Source organism: Desulfosporosinus sp. Sb-LF (assembly GCF_004766055.1).
GTDB lineage: Bacteria > Bacillota > Desulfitobacteriia > Desulfitobacteriales > Desulfitobacteriaceae > Desulfosporosinus.
In genome coordinates, this window is sequence record NZ_SPQR01000008.1 from 192,430 (window position 1) to 205,876 (window position 13,447).

Below are 13,447 nucleotides of genomic sequence, written 5' to 3' on the forward strand. Positions count from 1 at the left end.
GTTCGACTAAATGGGTTGGCAGATTGGAGGAGCAGTATGGTTATGAATTATGCTCACCGTGGAGCGAGTGGTTATTTTCCGGAAAATACCATGCTGGCCTTTGTGAAAGCAGTGGAGATGGGCTGTGACGGCATTGAGACAGATGTCCAGATGACGAGGGACGGGGTGTTAGTACTCATCCATGACGAGCGGGTTGACCGTACCACTAACGGGTCCGGCCTGGTTAAGGATTATACTTACGCTGAACTATGCCGCTTGGATGCCGGGTTATGGAACGGTGTCCAGTTTGCGGGGGCTAAAATTCCAACGGCTGTGGAGCTCCTCCTTTTGGCCCGGGACACTGGAATCGGCCTTGATTTTGAGATTAAAAATGGCATCATCCAGTACGAGGGTATTGAAGAAAAACTGATTGAGCTTATTTACTGTTACGGGTGGCAAGAACGCGTGGTTCTCTCTAGCTTTAACCACTATTCAATGGTGCACTGCAAGGAAATTACACCGGACCTGAAAACTGGACTTCTGTATATGGAGGGCCTATATCGGCCAAATATCTATGCGAGAACAGCCCACGCGGACGCTTTACATCCGTATTTTTACGCTGTTAATGAGGACATCATACGCGAAGCTCACTTAGAGGGATTATTGGTAAACACGTTCACCGTAAATGATCTGGCAACAATGCGAAGGCTTATCCGGATGGGTGTGGATGGCATAATTACGAACCATCCTGGTAGACTCCGGTCGGTTATCGCTGGAGATAAAAAGTGCCTCAATGGTTTATGGAAAGGGTAAGGGAAATCAAGAATGTTTAGAAACCTAAAATTGAGAACAAAGTTTTTAGCCTCCATGGGTTTAGTTGTTCTACTGTCCTTTAGCTTGGTTATTTTTATCTTATCCATAAAATCATTTGATTTGGCCAAGACTTCGGCCTACCAAATTGCAGAAGAAACAGCTAACAAAAATGGTAATTACGTAAGAGCGGAATTAGAAGTTTCCATGGATACCGTTAGGACGTTATCGTATACATTTCAGGAGATGAAACTTTCTCATGATATCAATCGTGAGACTATTAATAAAATCCTGATTGATGTTCTAAAGGACAATCCGCAGTTTGTCGCGACATGGACATTGTGGGAGCCGAATGCACTCGATGGTAAAGATGCCGAATTTATTAATAAACCAGGATATGACAAAACAGGCCGCTTTATACCTTATTGGAGCAAACAAAATGGAGAGTTCCAATTAGAACCGCTCGTTAACTATGATACGCGGGGTACTGGGGATTATTACCTAATACCTAAAGAAAGTAAGCGAGAGACAATTATTGAACCCTACGTTTATCCCATCGCTGGCAAAGATGTGTTGATGGCTAGTGCCGTCGTTCCAATAATTGTGGACGGAAACTTTGTAGGTGTAGTAGGAATCGATATAGCACTAGATACTATTCAAAAGGTGATTTCAGAGATGAGGCCATTAGAGACTGGGTACGTGAGCCTTATTTCTAACAAGGGTAAGTATGTTGCGCATAAGGACATTTTTCAAATTGGTAAGGTAGTTGAAGACAATCGAGCGAAGGAAGCGATAAATTCAGGGGAAAGTTATACAACAACGAACAAGGGCGTGTATGAGATCTACGTACCGATAAATATTGGTAGAACAACAACTCCATGGTCGATGGAAGTTGGTGTTCCCTTAGGCATAATTTTAGAAAAGGCCGATAGTATTAGGGATTTCGCGATAATCATCGGGGTTATTGGTTTAATAATTATTGGGTTGACGATCTACCTTGTGGCGAATACTATAACAAACCAACATCTATTGTTAGAAATGAATGAGCGTAGGCGAATAGAAGAAAAGGCCCTTCGGTTGGCATCAATCGTAGAAACAACGGATGATGGAATTATAGGAATGACCCTTAATGGAATTATTATTGATTGGAATAGAGGGGCAGAATATATATACGGCTATTCCGAAGTGGAGGTTATAGGCGAGTCAATTATAAAATTAATACCTGACGAAAAACGTCTTGAGCATGATGAGATTCTATCGAAAATTCCTCAAGGAATGCCTATGACACATTATGAAACAATACGTCAGAGGAAAGATGGGCAGTATATTCATGTTTATTTGACAGTGTCACCTATTAAAGATCACTCTGGAGAAATAATTGGGGCATCAACTATCGTCAGAGATGTTACCGCGCAGAGGAAGTTGGAAAAGGAAATGATACGTATGGATCAGATGACACTGGTTGCTGAAATGGCAGCAAGTATCGGTCACGAAGTTAGAAATCCGATGACAACGGTCAGAGGTTTTTTGCAGCTCCTCGGGGAACGTAAGAATTCCGCTAAATACAGTGATTATATTCCTCTCATGATCAGCGAACTTGATCGTGCGAATGACATTATTACCGAATTTCTGTCGATAAGCCGCACTAAAACAACAGAGTTAGCTCGACAAAATCTAAATGATATCATAAAGTGCATTTTACCTCTTGTTCAGGTAGAGGCTACCAATGATGAGAAATCGATAAACTTAGAACTAAATAGGATTCCAGATTTGCTTTTGGATCATAAAGAAATCCGTCAGGTTATCCTTAATTTAGCACGAAATGGGCTTGAATCGATGGGAAAAGGTGGTTGTATTGTAATAAAGACGTCTTTTGCGGACAATGAAGTGATTTTAGCTGTAATAGATGAAGGGGAGGGTATTAATCCTGAAATAATGGACCGGTTAGGGACGCCTTTTTTGACCACCAAAGAGAAGGGCACAGGTTTGGGATTGGCGGTCTGTTTTGGAATCGCTGCAAGGCATAACGCTAAAGTTATTGCCGAAACCAGCCCCCAGGGTTCAACATTTTTTATGAAGTTTAAGTTATAGTTTTTTCCGAGGAGGATAACAAGTTATTAAACGTTTTATGTGCTAATAATTATTTGGAAACTGAGACGAGGAACAGGGCACCTGTTCCTCGTCTCAGTTTCCATGCATTTGTAATCTATTCTAAACCTTCGAATTGCATATTATAATAATGTGCATAGATTCCGTCGTTTTCGATCAGCTGTTTGTGACTCCCCCTTTCCTGGATGCCTACATCTGTAACTACGACGATTTCGTCCGAATTTTTTATTGTGCTCAACCTGTGGGCAATCACGATGGTGGTTCTGTTTTTCGAGAGCTTTTCCAGTGATTTTTGGATGTATAATTCACTCTCATTATCTAGAGCTGAGGTCGCCTCGTCCAAGATTAAGATCGGAGGATTCTTTAAAAACACCCTGGCGATGGATAGTCGTTGCTTTTGACCGCCGGAGAGCCTGACTCCACGTTCCCCCACATAGGTATCGTAACCCTCGTCAAGAGTCATAATGAACTCATGAATATTGGCATCTTGCGCAGCTTCAATGATTTCTGCATCTGTAGCGTCGGCCTTACCGTACGCAATATTTTTTTTAATTGAGCCATCAAACAGATAGACGTCCTGTTGCACAATGCCGATCGTATTACGCAAAGACTCCAGCGAAATATCCCTGATATCCTTTCCATCGATGGTGATCGATCCGGCGGTAACGTCATAAAATCTCGGCAGGAGAGAACATAAGGTTGTTTTTCCCCCGCCGGACGGCCCGACCAAGGCAATCGTTTTCCCCGCTCTTATCGTGAGGTTTACATTATCTAAAACATTGTAATCATCGTTATAGCGAAACGAGACACTTTTATAGTCAATATCCCCTAAAACTTTAGAAAGGGGTTCAGCCCCTGCTTTGTCCACTATATTGGGCTGAGTTTCGACAACTTCAATGAATCGCTTAAATCCAGCGTACCCTTTTTGAAATTGTTCTGTAAAGTCGATCAGCACATCAATCGGATTGATAAAGATGTTAATGTAAAGGACATAGATCGCCAGATCGGTAATTTTCAGCGAGCCCTCGGCGATAAATACCCCTCCGGAAACAATGACCACAACATAGAGTAGTCCTTCAAAAAATGAATTCCAGGCATGAAAACTCCCCATAGTTTTATAAGTTTCGATTTTGGATAATAAGAACGCTTGATTGCTTTTACTGAATTTTTCACTTTCCAAGTCCTCATTAGCGAAGGACTTGACCACTCGGATTCCAGAGAGGCTATCTTGTACGCTGGAATTAACGGCGGCAATTTTAACTCTGTTGTCGATAAATATGGGGGTCATTTTAATATTCTTATAAACGGTGAACAGCACCATGATGACTGTGACTAACAACAAAATCAAGGTCATTTTGACATTGATAATCATTAGGATAATAAAGGAGCCAACGATTTTCAGAGCGGAGATAAAGAGGTTTTCTGGTCCGTGATGAGCAAGCTCGGATATATCAAACAAGTCAGCGACCAGTTTGGACATCATTTCGCCAGTGTTGTTTTTATCATAATATGAGAAAGATAATCTTTGAAAATGATTGAACAAATCCTTCCTCATTTCCGTTTCCATTCTAGCGCCCATAATGTGTCCCCAGGAAATGATGAAATACCGGCAGAAATACTTTATGACGTACATCCCCAACAAGGCGATACCGACAAACACTAAAGCATAGAGAATCGTCGCCTTATCTTTGGTAAACAGATTCTTGGTTAGATAATTAAGGATTTGAGGAAAGGCCAGATCAATGATGGAAACGATCACGGCACAAAACATGTCCGTGTAAAAAAGGAATTTGTGGGGTTTGTAATACTTAATAAATTGCTTGAGACTATTCATGAATGCGATAGGGTCCCCTCTCAGAGTTTTATCTTCATTGTAACATAGTGGGTGGAGCTTTTTATGTCCAGGTGATCATTGGTGTCCTACATATTTCAACGGCAAATGTATTTGGGATGGTGATTTTAATTGTCAAAAAGGATTCTCCTCATGATAGAAATTATCTGGAACTTGTCAGAAAATACTTTGAGGTGAAACTTTTTAAGCTGATGAAAATGAAAAAGGGCGCACTTGATATGCGCTCTTTTTTAGATACTAATTGCTTAAGTAATTGTATGGATTAATCATTATTCATAGGAATCTTGGAAATTGGATTAACCGTTAACCTGTTTTAATAGCTTTGCCATGTTTTTCCCAAGGACCTTGAAGGTTTCGATCCCTTCAGCATCATTTTGGATATCACCTGGATCACGGGATAACGTCATATTCCAATAGCTCGAACTGCAAATGACCATCTCGGCGATTCCAAAGAAAAAGTTGATGGCGGAGTAGGCAAAGGTTGATCCCGCTCTTCGGGCAGAAACGACCGAAGCCCCCACTTTTCCCCTCAATAAAGCACCACCGTTGGATTTCGCTACATAACCACTACGATCGATAAGGGCCTTTACTTCGGTGCTTACATTACTGAAGTAGGTGGGTGAACCAATTATGATTCCATCAGCCTCTTCCATTTTCTGAATAAAGGTATTCATCTCATCGTCCTTGCGCGCACACCGATTATCTTTAGTTTTTCCGCATTTGCCGCAGGCCAGGCAGCCAAAGACTTTACGCCCGCCCAATTGAACGATTTCAGTTTCGATGCCTTCGTTTTCTAATTCCGCCAAGACAATTTTGAGACTTTGTGTAGTATTGCCATTAACCCGCGGACTTCCATTAAATGCTACAACCTTCATACCAGTCACTCCTTAAAACGTTTTGCATAGTTGATTGCTTGATATAATAATAATCGATATAATATTACTTAACAAGTACGTACATTGTCGTACTATAGTATCTAATTGTATACCATAAATTTAAAAGGCTTATAAGCATTATGTGAGAATTATTTATCCGGTAATGTCTAAAGGAGTGAAGCGAAATGATCAAGTTCAAAAATAACGAATATCAATGTTCCATGGAATTGACTTTGGCCCTTATCGGTGGAAAGTGGAAAGCACTTATACTCTGGCATTTAGGTGATAAAACGTTAAGATATAGTGAACTGAGGAAACTGTTACCAAATGTCACGCCGAAAATGTTGACTCAACAGCTTAGAGAGTTGGAAGACAGTGGCTTGGTCAAAAGATTCATTTATACACAAATACCACCCAAAGTTGAGTATTCTCTGACTCAAGCAGGTAAGAGCCTACTACCCATTTTAGATACCATGTGTAAATGGGGACAGAATTACGCTGATGAATACGAACAACATTAATAAAACCGGAAAAATCAAGAACGCCATGCAAGAACGTCAACAAAGAATTGACCTCTCCTCAAAAAACAGATTAAACCCATTTACTGCTGACTTACTGCTGGTAGGGTTTACTTCGACCCATTCCAAAAACTAGGGACTATATTTTATTGAGTATAATACTTGTTCAAAAGAAGTATGTGGGAAGGGCAAAAAACTTGACTATTTCATATATAGAGTGATAGACTTAATGAAATTTATCTCGACCTTAGGTTGTACTATTCACGATTCAACTTAATATCGCTCACTATCGCTTAATTCTATTTAGAAGCGGGGGAACCATTTCTGGGGTGAATCCTTCACAGGTAAATGTTTTGTGAAGGTAGGGTTACTTTTCGACCCGAATCCGTCAGCTAACTTCGTAAGCGTTGAAAGAGAGGAATTGAGCACTGTGCTTTGCTTTGCTATTCCTTGCTTTTTTCGTTAGCTGTAACCCTAGATAGTTTGTCTAGGGTTTTTATTTTTAAAAGGGGTGATTCTTATGATGGGAAATTACGAAATGGAACTGTCTGAAGGAAAAATGCTTAACGAATTAAGTAAGCTGGCTCACAAAAGCAGCCTAATTAAACCTGAGTTGTATAGTAAATACGCAGTTAAACGCGGACTCCGAGATCTAGACGGGAGAGGGGTACTCGTTGGTTTGACAGAGATAGGAGAGGTCCATTCCTATATTCTCGATGAAGGAGAGATCATTCCTGTTCCGGGCCGCTTAATTTATCGCGGCTACGATATCGCGGACCTTGTGGAAGGCTTTACAGATGAAGATCGCTATGGGTTTGAAGAGGCTGCTTATTTGCTGCTCTTTGGACGTCTACCGGATCATAACGCACAAAAGGATTTTCAACAACTACTTACCCTTAATCAAATGCTGCCAGAAGATTTCGCTCGTGATATGATTTTAAAAGCTCCCAGCAAAGATATCATGAATACGCTGGCGAGAAGTGTTCTGGCATTATACTCCTTTGATGACAATCCTGATGATACGTCTATGGAGAACGTTTTAAAACAATGTATTCGGCTTATTGCCTGTTTTCCATCTTTAGCAGTCTATGGTTACCAAGCATTCTCCCATTACCATGGAAATCAAAGCCTGTATATTCACAGTCCACGAGCGGATTTGAGTATTGCTGAGAACATTCTCTCTATGCTGCGACCAGATAGTAAATATACAAAGCTAGAGGCAACGCTGCTTGATCTGGCCTTAGTGCTTCATGCCGAACATGGTGGAGGCAACAATTCAGCCTTTGTGACCCACGTCGTCACTTCTACTGGAACAGATACCTACTCTGCTATGGCGGCGGCTATTGGTGCGCTCAAGGGGCCGCGGCATGGAGGGGCTAACATTAAGGTTGTCCAGATGTTTGAGGATATCAAAGACAAATTGAAGAATTGGGATGATGATGAAGAAATTGAGACCTACCTTACGCAGATCCTTACCAGAGATGCCTTTGATCGGTCAGGTTTAATTTATGGGATTGGCCACGCCGTTTACTCCATCTCGGATCCGAGGGCGGTTATTCTTAAAGATTATGTTGCCCAACTTGCCCGAGAAAAGGGGCTGGAAGCTGAATTTGAGCTTTACGCAGCGGTTGAGAGACTAGCACCTCAAGTTATAGCGAAGTCTAATAAAATGTATAAGGGTGTTAGTGCCAATGTCGATTTCTATTCTGGTTTTGTTTACAGAATGCTGAATATCCCAGATGAAATGTTCACGCCGATTTTTGCCATTGCCAGAATCGCAGGCTGGAGTGCGCATCGCATTGAAGAAATAGTCAATGCAGGGAAAATCATAAGGCCGGCCTACAAAAGTGTAGCACCCAGACGAAATTATATTAGGATGATCGAAAGGACGTAATCGAATAGAGATGAAGTCATCGTGGCAATGGTTAAAGACGCTATTCTGAGATCCTTAAAACTCGCTACTAGTGTCCCTCGAAATTATCATAGCGTTATGAACTAAAAAACAATAATCCCGCCCGTCATGGACGGGATTATTGTTTTTTAGATAATTCTAAGAAACACCTGAAATTGTCATATCATATATTCGAAAAGATTATATTTAGATTAACCAATAATTTGTATTAGATTATTGGTATGGGAGAATCATGAGAAGTGTTAATTTTCCCTCTTCAGTATGGAAGATGAATTGACAACTTTGTCAATGAATACTTTCACCAACTCTGGGTCGAACTGAATCCCGGCATTTTTCTGAAGTTCTCTTATAGCCACTTCATCAGGTAAAGCACCCCGATAACTTCTTACGCTCGTCATGGCATCATAGGCGTCCGCAATGGCTATAATCCTGGGTTGAAGGGGTAGTTCCTCACCCTTTAAACCCTTCGGGTAGCCTAACCCATCCCATCGTTCATGATGAGCCAACACGTATTCCGCCATTTCTGCCATACCGTTGACCGTGCTCAGAATACGATAACCGATTTCTGGATGGCGTTTAATTTCTTCCCATTCATCATTTGTCAGTTTTCCCGGCTTATTAAGTATTTTTTCGTCAATCGCAATTTTACCTATATCATGAAGCAAGCCAACGCTTTTTAGTTCCTGAACTTCTCCTTCTGGTAGACCAAGAGCCTCTCCCATACTTCGACAGAGTGTGGAAACTCTGTGTGAGTGCTGTTCTTCCCGTTTGTTCTTTTCGTGAAGGGTTCTAATAATCGTATTTATAGTTTTTCCACGCATACTTGGGCCTTCAAAGAGTTTTCTCTTGTACATATAATCTTCGGCTTTTTTAAATAGTTCAAGAATATCCTCTTTCTCGTAACGTTTTATTTCATAGCCAAAAGAAATTGATATTTCGATTGAACCCACTCTTTCCTGTAGAGCTAACGAATTGATTCGTTTAAGAATTTGCTCTGTTTCAGCAGCATCCGTGTTGGGCAACAGGATGACGAATTCATCTCCGCCAAGTCGGGCGATAATATCATCGTCTCGGCAGCCTTTGCAGAGCACTTCGGCAACGTTTTTTAGAAGTTCATCACCGATGGCATGACCAAAGGAATCATTAATCAGCTTAAGGCCATTGACATCGGCCATCACAAGAGTCAAGGGATAATTTCTTGCGACATCGAGTCGTTTTAATTCTTCTTCAAAAAAGCGCCGGTTATAGAGACCGGTCAGTTGGTCATGGAAGCTCAAATGAACGATTTTCTTTTCTGCACGCTTTCGATCCGTGACATCCTGAATCATGCCCAGCAAACGAACCGCATTGACTTGGTGATCCAACTCGATTTTTCCAAGCTCATGCACCCAGCGTTCCTCTCCATCATGAACACGGATGATTTTATATTCATAATCGAAGCGTTGCTTTGTATTTTCCACCTGCAAAAGATAATTGGAAAGTTCGTCCTGCCAATCTGGATGAACAATCCCCGCCCACCCTTCCAACGTGTGCGGATAGGTTGCATCAATCCCAAAAATCTCATGAAGCTCTGGTGTACACTCCCATTCTCTCGTTTCGAGATTCGTAACATAGCTCCCCATGTGTGCCACTCTTTGTGAATCACGCCACAAAGCATTCTGTTGCTCCAAGACAGCATTAAGCTCATCCAACTGACTCGTGCGTAGTTTTATCTTATCTTCAAGTTCTTCATTCAGTTTCCGGATGTCTTCTTCAACGTTCTCACGTTTGACTATCTCATCCTCAAGCATCGCATTGCTTTCTTCAAGCTCACTATTTAGATCCTCCAGTTGTGCTGTTCTTTCAACGACTCTGCTTTCTAGTTCCGCATTTAACCTTCTGATCTCTGCTTCAACTTGTTGCCTTGCTCTGAGAGCATTCCAAAGCTCCCTGGTTTTTTGTTTAACCATTCGCTGAAGCGTTCTATTCCAGATGAACATCAATAAGACCATCAGAAAAACTGCGGCTACAATGATTACAATTACCCTGAATAATGGAAGTTCATAAAATGGAATACTTTCAATGCCAAACCATTTTTTATCTATGGCTTTATATTCACTTTCGGAAATCTTAGCAAATCCATCATTAATTGTAGGCAGGTACCCCGAATGCCCCTTTTTGATGGCTCTGAAAAATTGGCTGGTGTATAAGGGCGTACTTGAATAATTAAAGTTATCTTGAAGTCCCATTTTATATAGATAGTATTGGGCAGGGGGTTTTCCTAGCACAAAGATTACGGCCTTGTGATCTTTAGCTGCTTGGACAACAGCTTCTGCCGTATCATATTCTTCAATATCGGTTATGCCATGATCTTTAAGAACATTGATACTGTTATCCCCTTTTTTCGCGGCCACCGTAAACTCCTTTAAAGAATTGACATCGGTAATCGCGGAGATATTCTTCTGAAAAAAAATAGGGATATCAATTGTCGCATAAGGCTTCGAATAATCAAAGATCTTGGCCCTTTCATCATTATAGGAGATCGTATCAATGACATCGAAATCACCTTTTATCATACTTTCATAGGCTTTATTCCAGGTCATTCCAGTGATCGTCACTTTTATCCCAGTCTTTTGCTCGAAAAGTTTCCACTGGTCTATCGTGATTCCTTGCAAATCACCTTGACTATCGCGAAAAGAGTAAGGGGGATAGGTGTCATCTGTAACCACGCTGATCGTTTTTATTTCAGGAGGGGTAGCATTGACATGGGTCGTGTGCATAAGCAGAAATGCCAAACTCAAGATCCAAAAAAAGAAATATTTCCGACTAGCATGTTTCATCAAAGCTGACCTCCCTCGCTAGCATAGCTATCTCCGCCCTGTGATTCAATCGAGGCGTTAAACTACAATTCCCCATCCTGAAAAACGACATAAGACGCTCTTTTTTCCTATTTTAAGTATTCTTTGCAACCTTAGAAAATCCTGCAATCTATTATAAAATGCTTTCGGAATTGCCAGTAAATGCAGTGAAAGGTATATCGATTATAATGAACATTGATATACCTTTTTGTTTTAAATAATATTGTTTGAATGCTGGAAGCACTTATTGGAGAATTAGACTGGAATTTGCCGAATTTGTGATATGCATAGGATAAATAAGGAATCTGAATTTTAGTAGTTTCACAGAAACTTGCCTAAGCCATTGCTGTCCGAAATGAAAAAAGGCCTGACCAATAATGATTGGAGACTTTTAGATAACTGAAGGATAATTCAAAATTATGTCGAATTCAAACAGATTCAAGTTATTAATAACTTGAATCTGTTTGAATTCGACGTTCCGGTTTAACGAAGATTAGATTGATTTAGGGGTTGGGAAATGGAGAAAAAAAGAGGTTCAATTCGAGACATCATTGGAATTTTATTTATAGTTATCATAATATGCACTTTTAGTATCATAGGTTATGTTGTATTTTCCAGTTGGAAAGTATCTGTTAACAATATTATTGCCGAAATGGAGAATGACGCTAATCAAGATATTCTAAATAAGATGGAAAAGTTCCTTAGTGTTCCGTTATATATCAATGAGGCTAACCATAATTTAATCGAAAATCAAATAGTCCGTTTATATACTAAAAAAGATCGGGAAATTTATTTCGCGGAAGTATTAAAAGCTAATAACGAAGGAGAAGTATATAGTTTCAGTTTTGGTACCGAAGATGGTGACTATTACGGAGCTCGCAGAAACGAGAAGAATCAGATAGAAATAATGGAAAATAACGTAGGGACAAATGGAAACACTCGCTATTATTCGATCTCAAAAGATTTAACAGTAGGGGAACTGGTCGAAGAAACAGGAAGGTTTGACTGTCGTACAAGGGATTGGTATAAAGTTGCCAAGGAAAAACAAAAACCGGTTTTCTCTCCTATATATAAACATTTTGTAATGGATGATTTAGCCGTTTCAGCGGCATATCCTATTTATAAAAACGGTATCCTTCAAGGCGTTTTGGGAACACATATCATTCTTTCCAACATCAATAATTATTTAAAGGATGTTGTTAAAGACAAGCAGGCTACTGCTTTTATAGTTGAAAAAAATTCTGGAGAGCTCGTGGCAAATTCACTTGGAATGGCCAATTTTGAAAATCTTGCAGATAATCAAATAAAACGAAAAACAATCCAGGATATTAATAATAGACCTATTATTGAGGCGTACCAAAATTACCGCCAAAAATCCGAAACTAATTTCATTGTTAATACCAACAGTGATAAATTACATATTAAACTAACTGATTATCAAAAAGAAGGCTTAGATTGGCTAATTATAACAGCGATTCCGGAAAGCCCGTTAACAGTCGGAATTAATCAGAAGATCATAATTTCGATCGTACTTTCAATGATCGCTCTTATTATAGCCATCTTAATCTATATAAAAAGTACTGAGAAAGTTCTTAAACCCATTTACAATTTAATCGACGCGACCGAAAAGTTTGCTAAAGGGGATTTTTCACAAAGAGCAATGATTTTCCGAAATGATGAAATCGGAAAATTGTCCAGCGCCTTCAATAATATGGCCGAAGAATTATACCTACTAATAAATAATCTCGAAGAAAAAGTTAGAGAGAGAACCCGGGAGTTAGAAAAAATAAACAATGAATTAAAAGTATCAAAATTGAAAGCAGAAAATGCTAATCGAGCAAAAAGTGATTTTCTGGCCAACATGAGCCATGACATGAAAACACCATTAACAATAGTCTCGGCATTTAGTCAGGAGTTAAAAGAGGGGAAAATTGGTAACCTCAACGACGTGCAAAAAGCGACGATTGAGAATATCCTCTTTGGTACAAACCAGTTAACAACAATCGTCGAAAACTTACTGGACCTGTCAAAACTTAGCGCTGAGGCAAGATCCTCATTAATTCTCAATGAAGTCGATGTATCTTCCCTGGCAGTAGAGGTTGCGAACAGCATGAGTTTGATTTCCCGGTGTAAGCAGGTCAGATTGATTACAACCGTAGCAGATACCGACCTGATCGTTGCTGAAACGAGAATGATTAAACGTGTTATGCAAAACTTATTGCACAATGCCATAAAATTCAGCAAAAATGGTGACGAAGTACATTTCACTATATCAAGTACACATGACCCCGTCGATGGAGTCGTAATTGAGGTTATCGACCATGGGATAGGGATACCCAAAGATATGCAGGAATTAATTTTCAACCGTTTTTTTCAACTGGAGAATATGCTTCAAAATGAACAGTCCGGTACTGGTTTGGGTTTGGCAGTGGTCAAGAAAATAGTTGAAGCTCATTGCGGAACGATTACCGTCATTTCCGAGAATGAAAAGGGAACAAAATTTGTCGTGTTTCTGCCGACATTTCCAAAACTTGATGAAGAATTGGTGTAAGGGG

Annotated in this window: 9 protein-coding genes and 1 riboswitch; of the genes, 6 read left to right on the forward strand and 3 right to left on the reverse strand. The window is 40.1% G+C overall.

Annotated elements, in window-relative coordinates; genetic code table 11:
• The first annotated feature begins 36 nt into the window (after window positions 1-36).
• Together E4K68_RS13775 and E4K68_RS13780 are read left to right on the forward strand one after the other, a co-directional pair.
• Complete coding sequence (locus E4K68_RS13775; RefSeq protein ID WP_135379512.1) at window positions 37-792, forward strand: glycerophosphodiester phosphodiesterase; 756 nt, start codon at window positions 37-39, stop codon at window positions 790-792.
• A gap of 30 nt (window positions 793-822) precedes the next feature.
• Window positions 823-2,880, forward strand: a complete 2,058-nt coding sequence (locus E4K68_RS13780; RefSeq protein ID WP_348982860.1) for a PAS domain S-box protein — start codon at window positions 823-825, stop codon at window positions 2,878-2,880.
• Window positions 2,881-2,995: 115 nt separating this feature from the next.
• Here the strand turns inward: E4K68_RS13780 and E4K68_RS13785 are convergent, their stop codons facing one another.
• Window positions 2,996-4,732, reverse strand: coding sequence for an ABC transporter ATP-binding protein (locus E4K68_RS13785; protein WP_135379514.1), 1,737 nt, complete (start codon window positions 4,730-4,732; stop codon window positions 2,996-2,998).
• Between the two features lie 47 nt (window positions 4,733-4,779).
• Between E4K68_RS13785 and E4K68_RS13790 the strand changes: the two genes are divergently transcribed.
• A complete protein-coding gene (locus tag E4K68_RS13790; protein ID WP_158291424.1) occupies window positions 4,780-5,016 on the forward strand; it encodes a hypothetical protein in 237 nt (78 codons plus the stop codon).
• Between the two features lie 30 nt (window positions 5,017-5,046).
• Here E4K68_RS13790 and E4K68_RS13795 read toward each other — a convergent pair whose 3' ends face one another.
• On the reverse strand, window positions 5,047-5,625 hold the full coding sequence (locus E4K68_RS13795; RefSeq protein WP_135379516.1) for a flavodoxin family protein: 579 nt from the start codon (window positions 5,623-5,625) through the stop codon (window positions 5,047-5,049).
• Between the two features lie 185 nt (window positions 5,626-5,810).
• Here E4K68_RS13795 and E4K68_RS13800 point away from each other — a divergent pair, with 185 nt between their 5' ends.
• A complete protein-coding gene (locus tag E4K68_RS13800) occupies window positions 5,811-6,146 on the forward strand; it encodes a helix-turn-helix domain-containing protein (RefSeq protein WP_135379517.1) in 336 nt (111 codons plus the stop codon).
• Window positions 6,147-6,423: 277 nt separating this feature from the next.
• A riboswitch (cyclic di-AMP (ydaO/yuaA leader) is annotated at window positions 6,424-6,566 on the forward strand.
• A 100-nt stretch (window positions 6,567-6,666) separates the two neighbouring features.
• Window positions 6,667-8,037 (forward strand): citrate/2-methylcitrate synthase, encoded by a 1,371-nt coding sequence (locus tag E4K68_RS13805; RefSeq protein ID WP_135379572.1) that lies wholly within the window; start codon window positions 6,667-6,669, stop codon window positions 8,035-8,037.
• 260 nt (window positions 8,038-8,297) lie between these two features.
• Here E4K68_RS13805 and E4K68_RS13810 read toward each other — a convergent pair whose 3' ends face one another.
• A complete protein-coding gene (locus E4K68_RS13810) occupies window positions 8,298-10,874 on the reverse strand; it encodes an HD domain-containing phosphohydrolase (RefSeq protein ID WP_135379518.1) in 2,577 nt (858 codons plus the stop codon).
• Window positions 10,875-11,409: 535 nt separating this feature from the next.
• On the opposite strand from E4K68_RS13810, the gene E4K68_RS13815 reads away from it, so the two are divergent.
• Window positions 11,410-13,443 (forward strand): ATP-binding protein, encoded by a 2,034-nt coding sequence (locus E4K68_RS13815; protein WP_135379519.1) that lies wholly within the window; start codon window positions 11,410-11,412, stop codon window positions 13,441-13,443.
• The last annotated feature ends 4 nt before the right edge of the window (window positions 13,444-13,447 follow it).

Coding starts and splice junctions, on each gene's coding strand:
- E4K68_RS13795 (WP_135379516.1), bottom strand. CDS start 5,625: ATGAAGGTTGTAGCATTTAATGGAAGTCCGCGGGTTAATGGCAATACT.
- E4K68_RS13775 (WP_135379512.1), top strand. CDS start 37: ATGGTTATGAATTATGCTCACCGTGGAGCGAGTGGTTATTTTCCGGAA.
- E4K68_RS13800 (WP_135379517.1), top strand. CDS start 5,811: ATGATCAAGTTCAAAAATAACGAATATCAATGTTCCATGGAATTGACT.
- E4K68_RS13785 (WP_135379514.1), bottom strand. CDS start 4,732: ATGAATAGTCTCAAGCAATTTATTAAGTATTACAAACCCCACAAATTC.
- E4K68_RS13810 (WP_135379518.1), bottom strand. CDS start 10,874: ATGAAACATGCTAGTCGGAAATATTTCTTTTTTTGGATCTTGAGTTTG.
- E4K68_RS13815 (WP_135379519.1), top strand. CDS start 11,410: ATGGAGAAAAAAAGAGGTTCAATTCGAGACATCATTGGAATTTTATTT.
- E4K68_RS13805 (WP_135379572.1), top strand. CDS start 6,667: ATGGGAAATTACGAAATGGAACTGTCTGAAGGAAAAATGCTTAACGAA.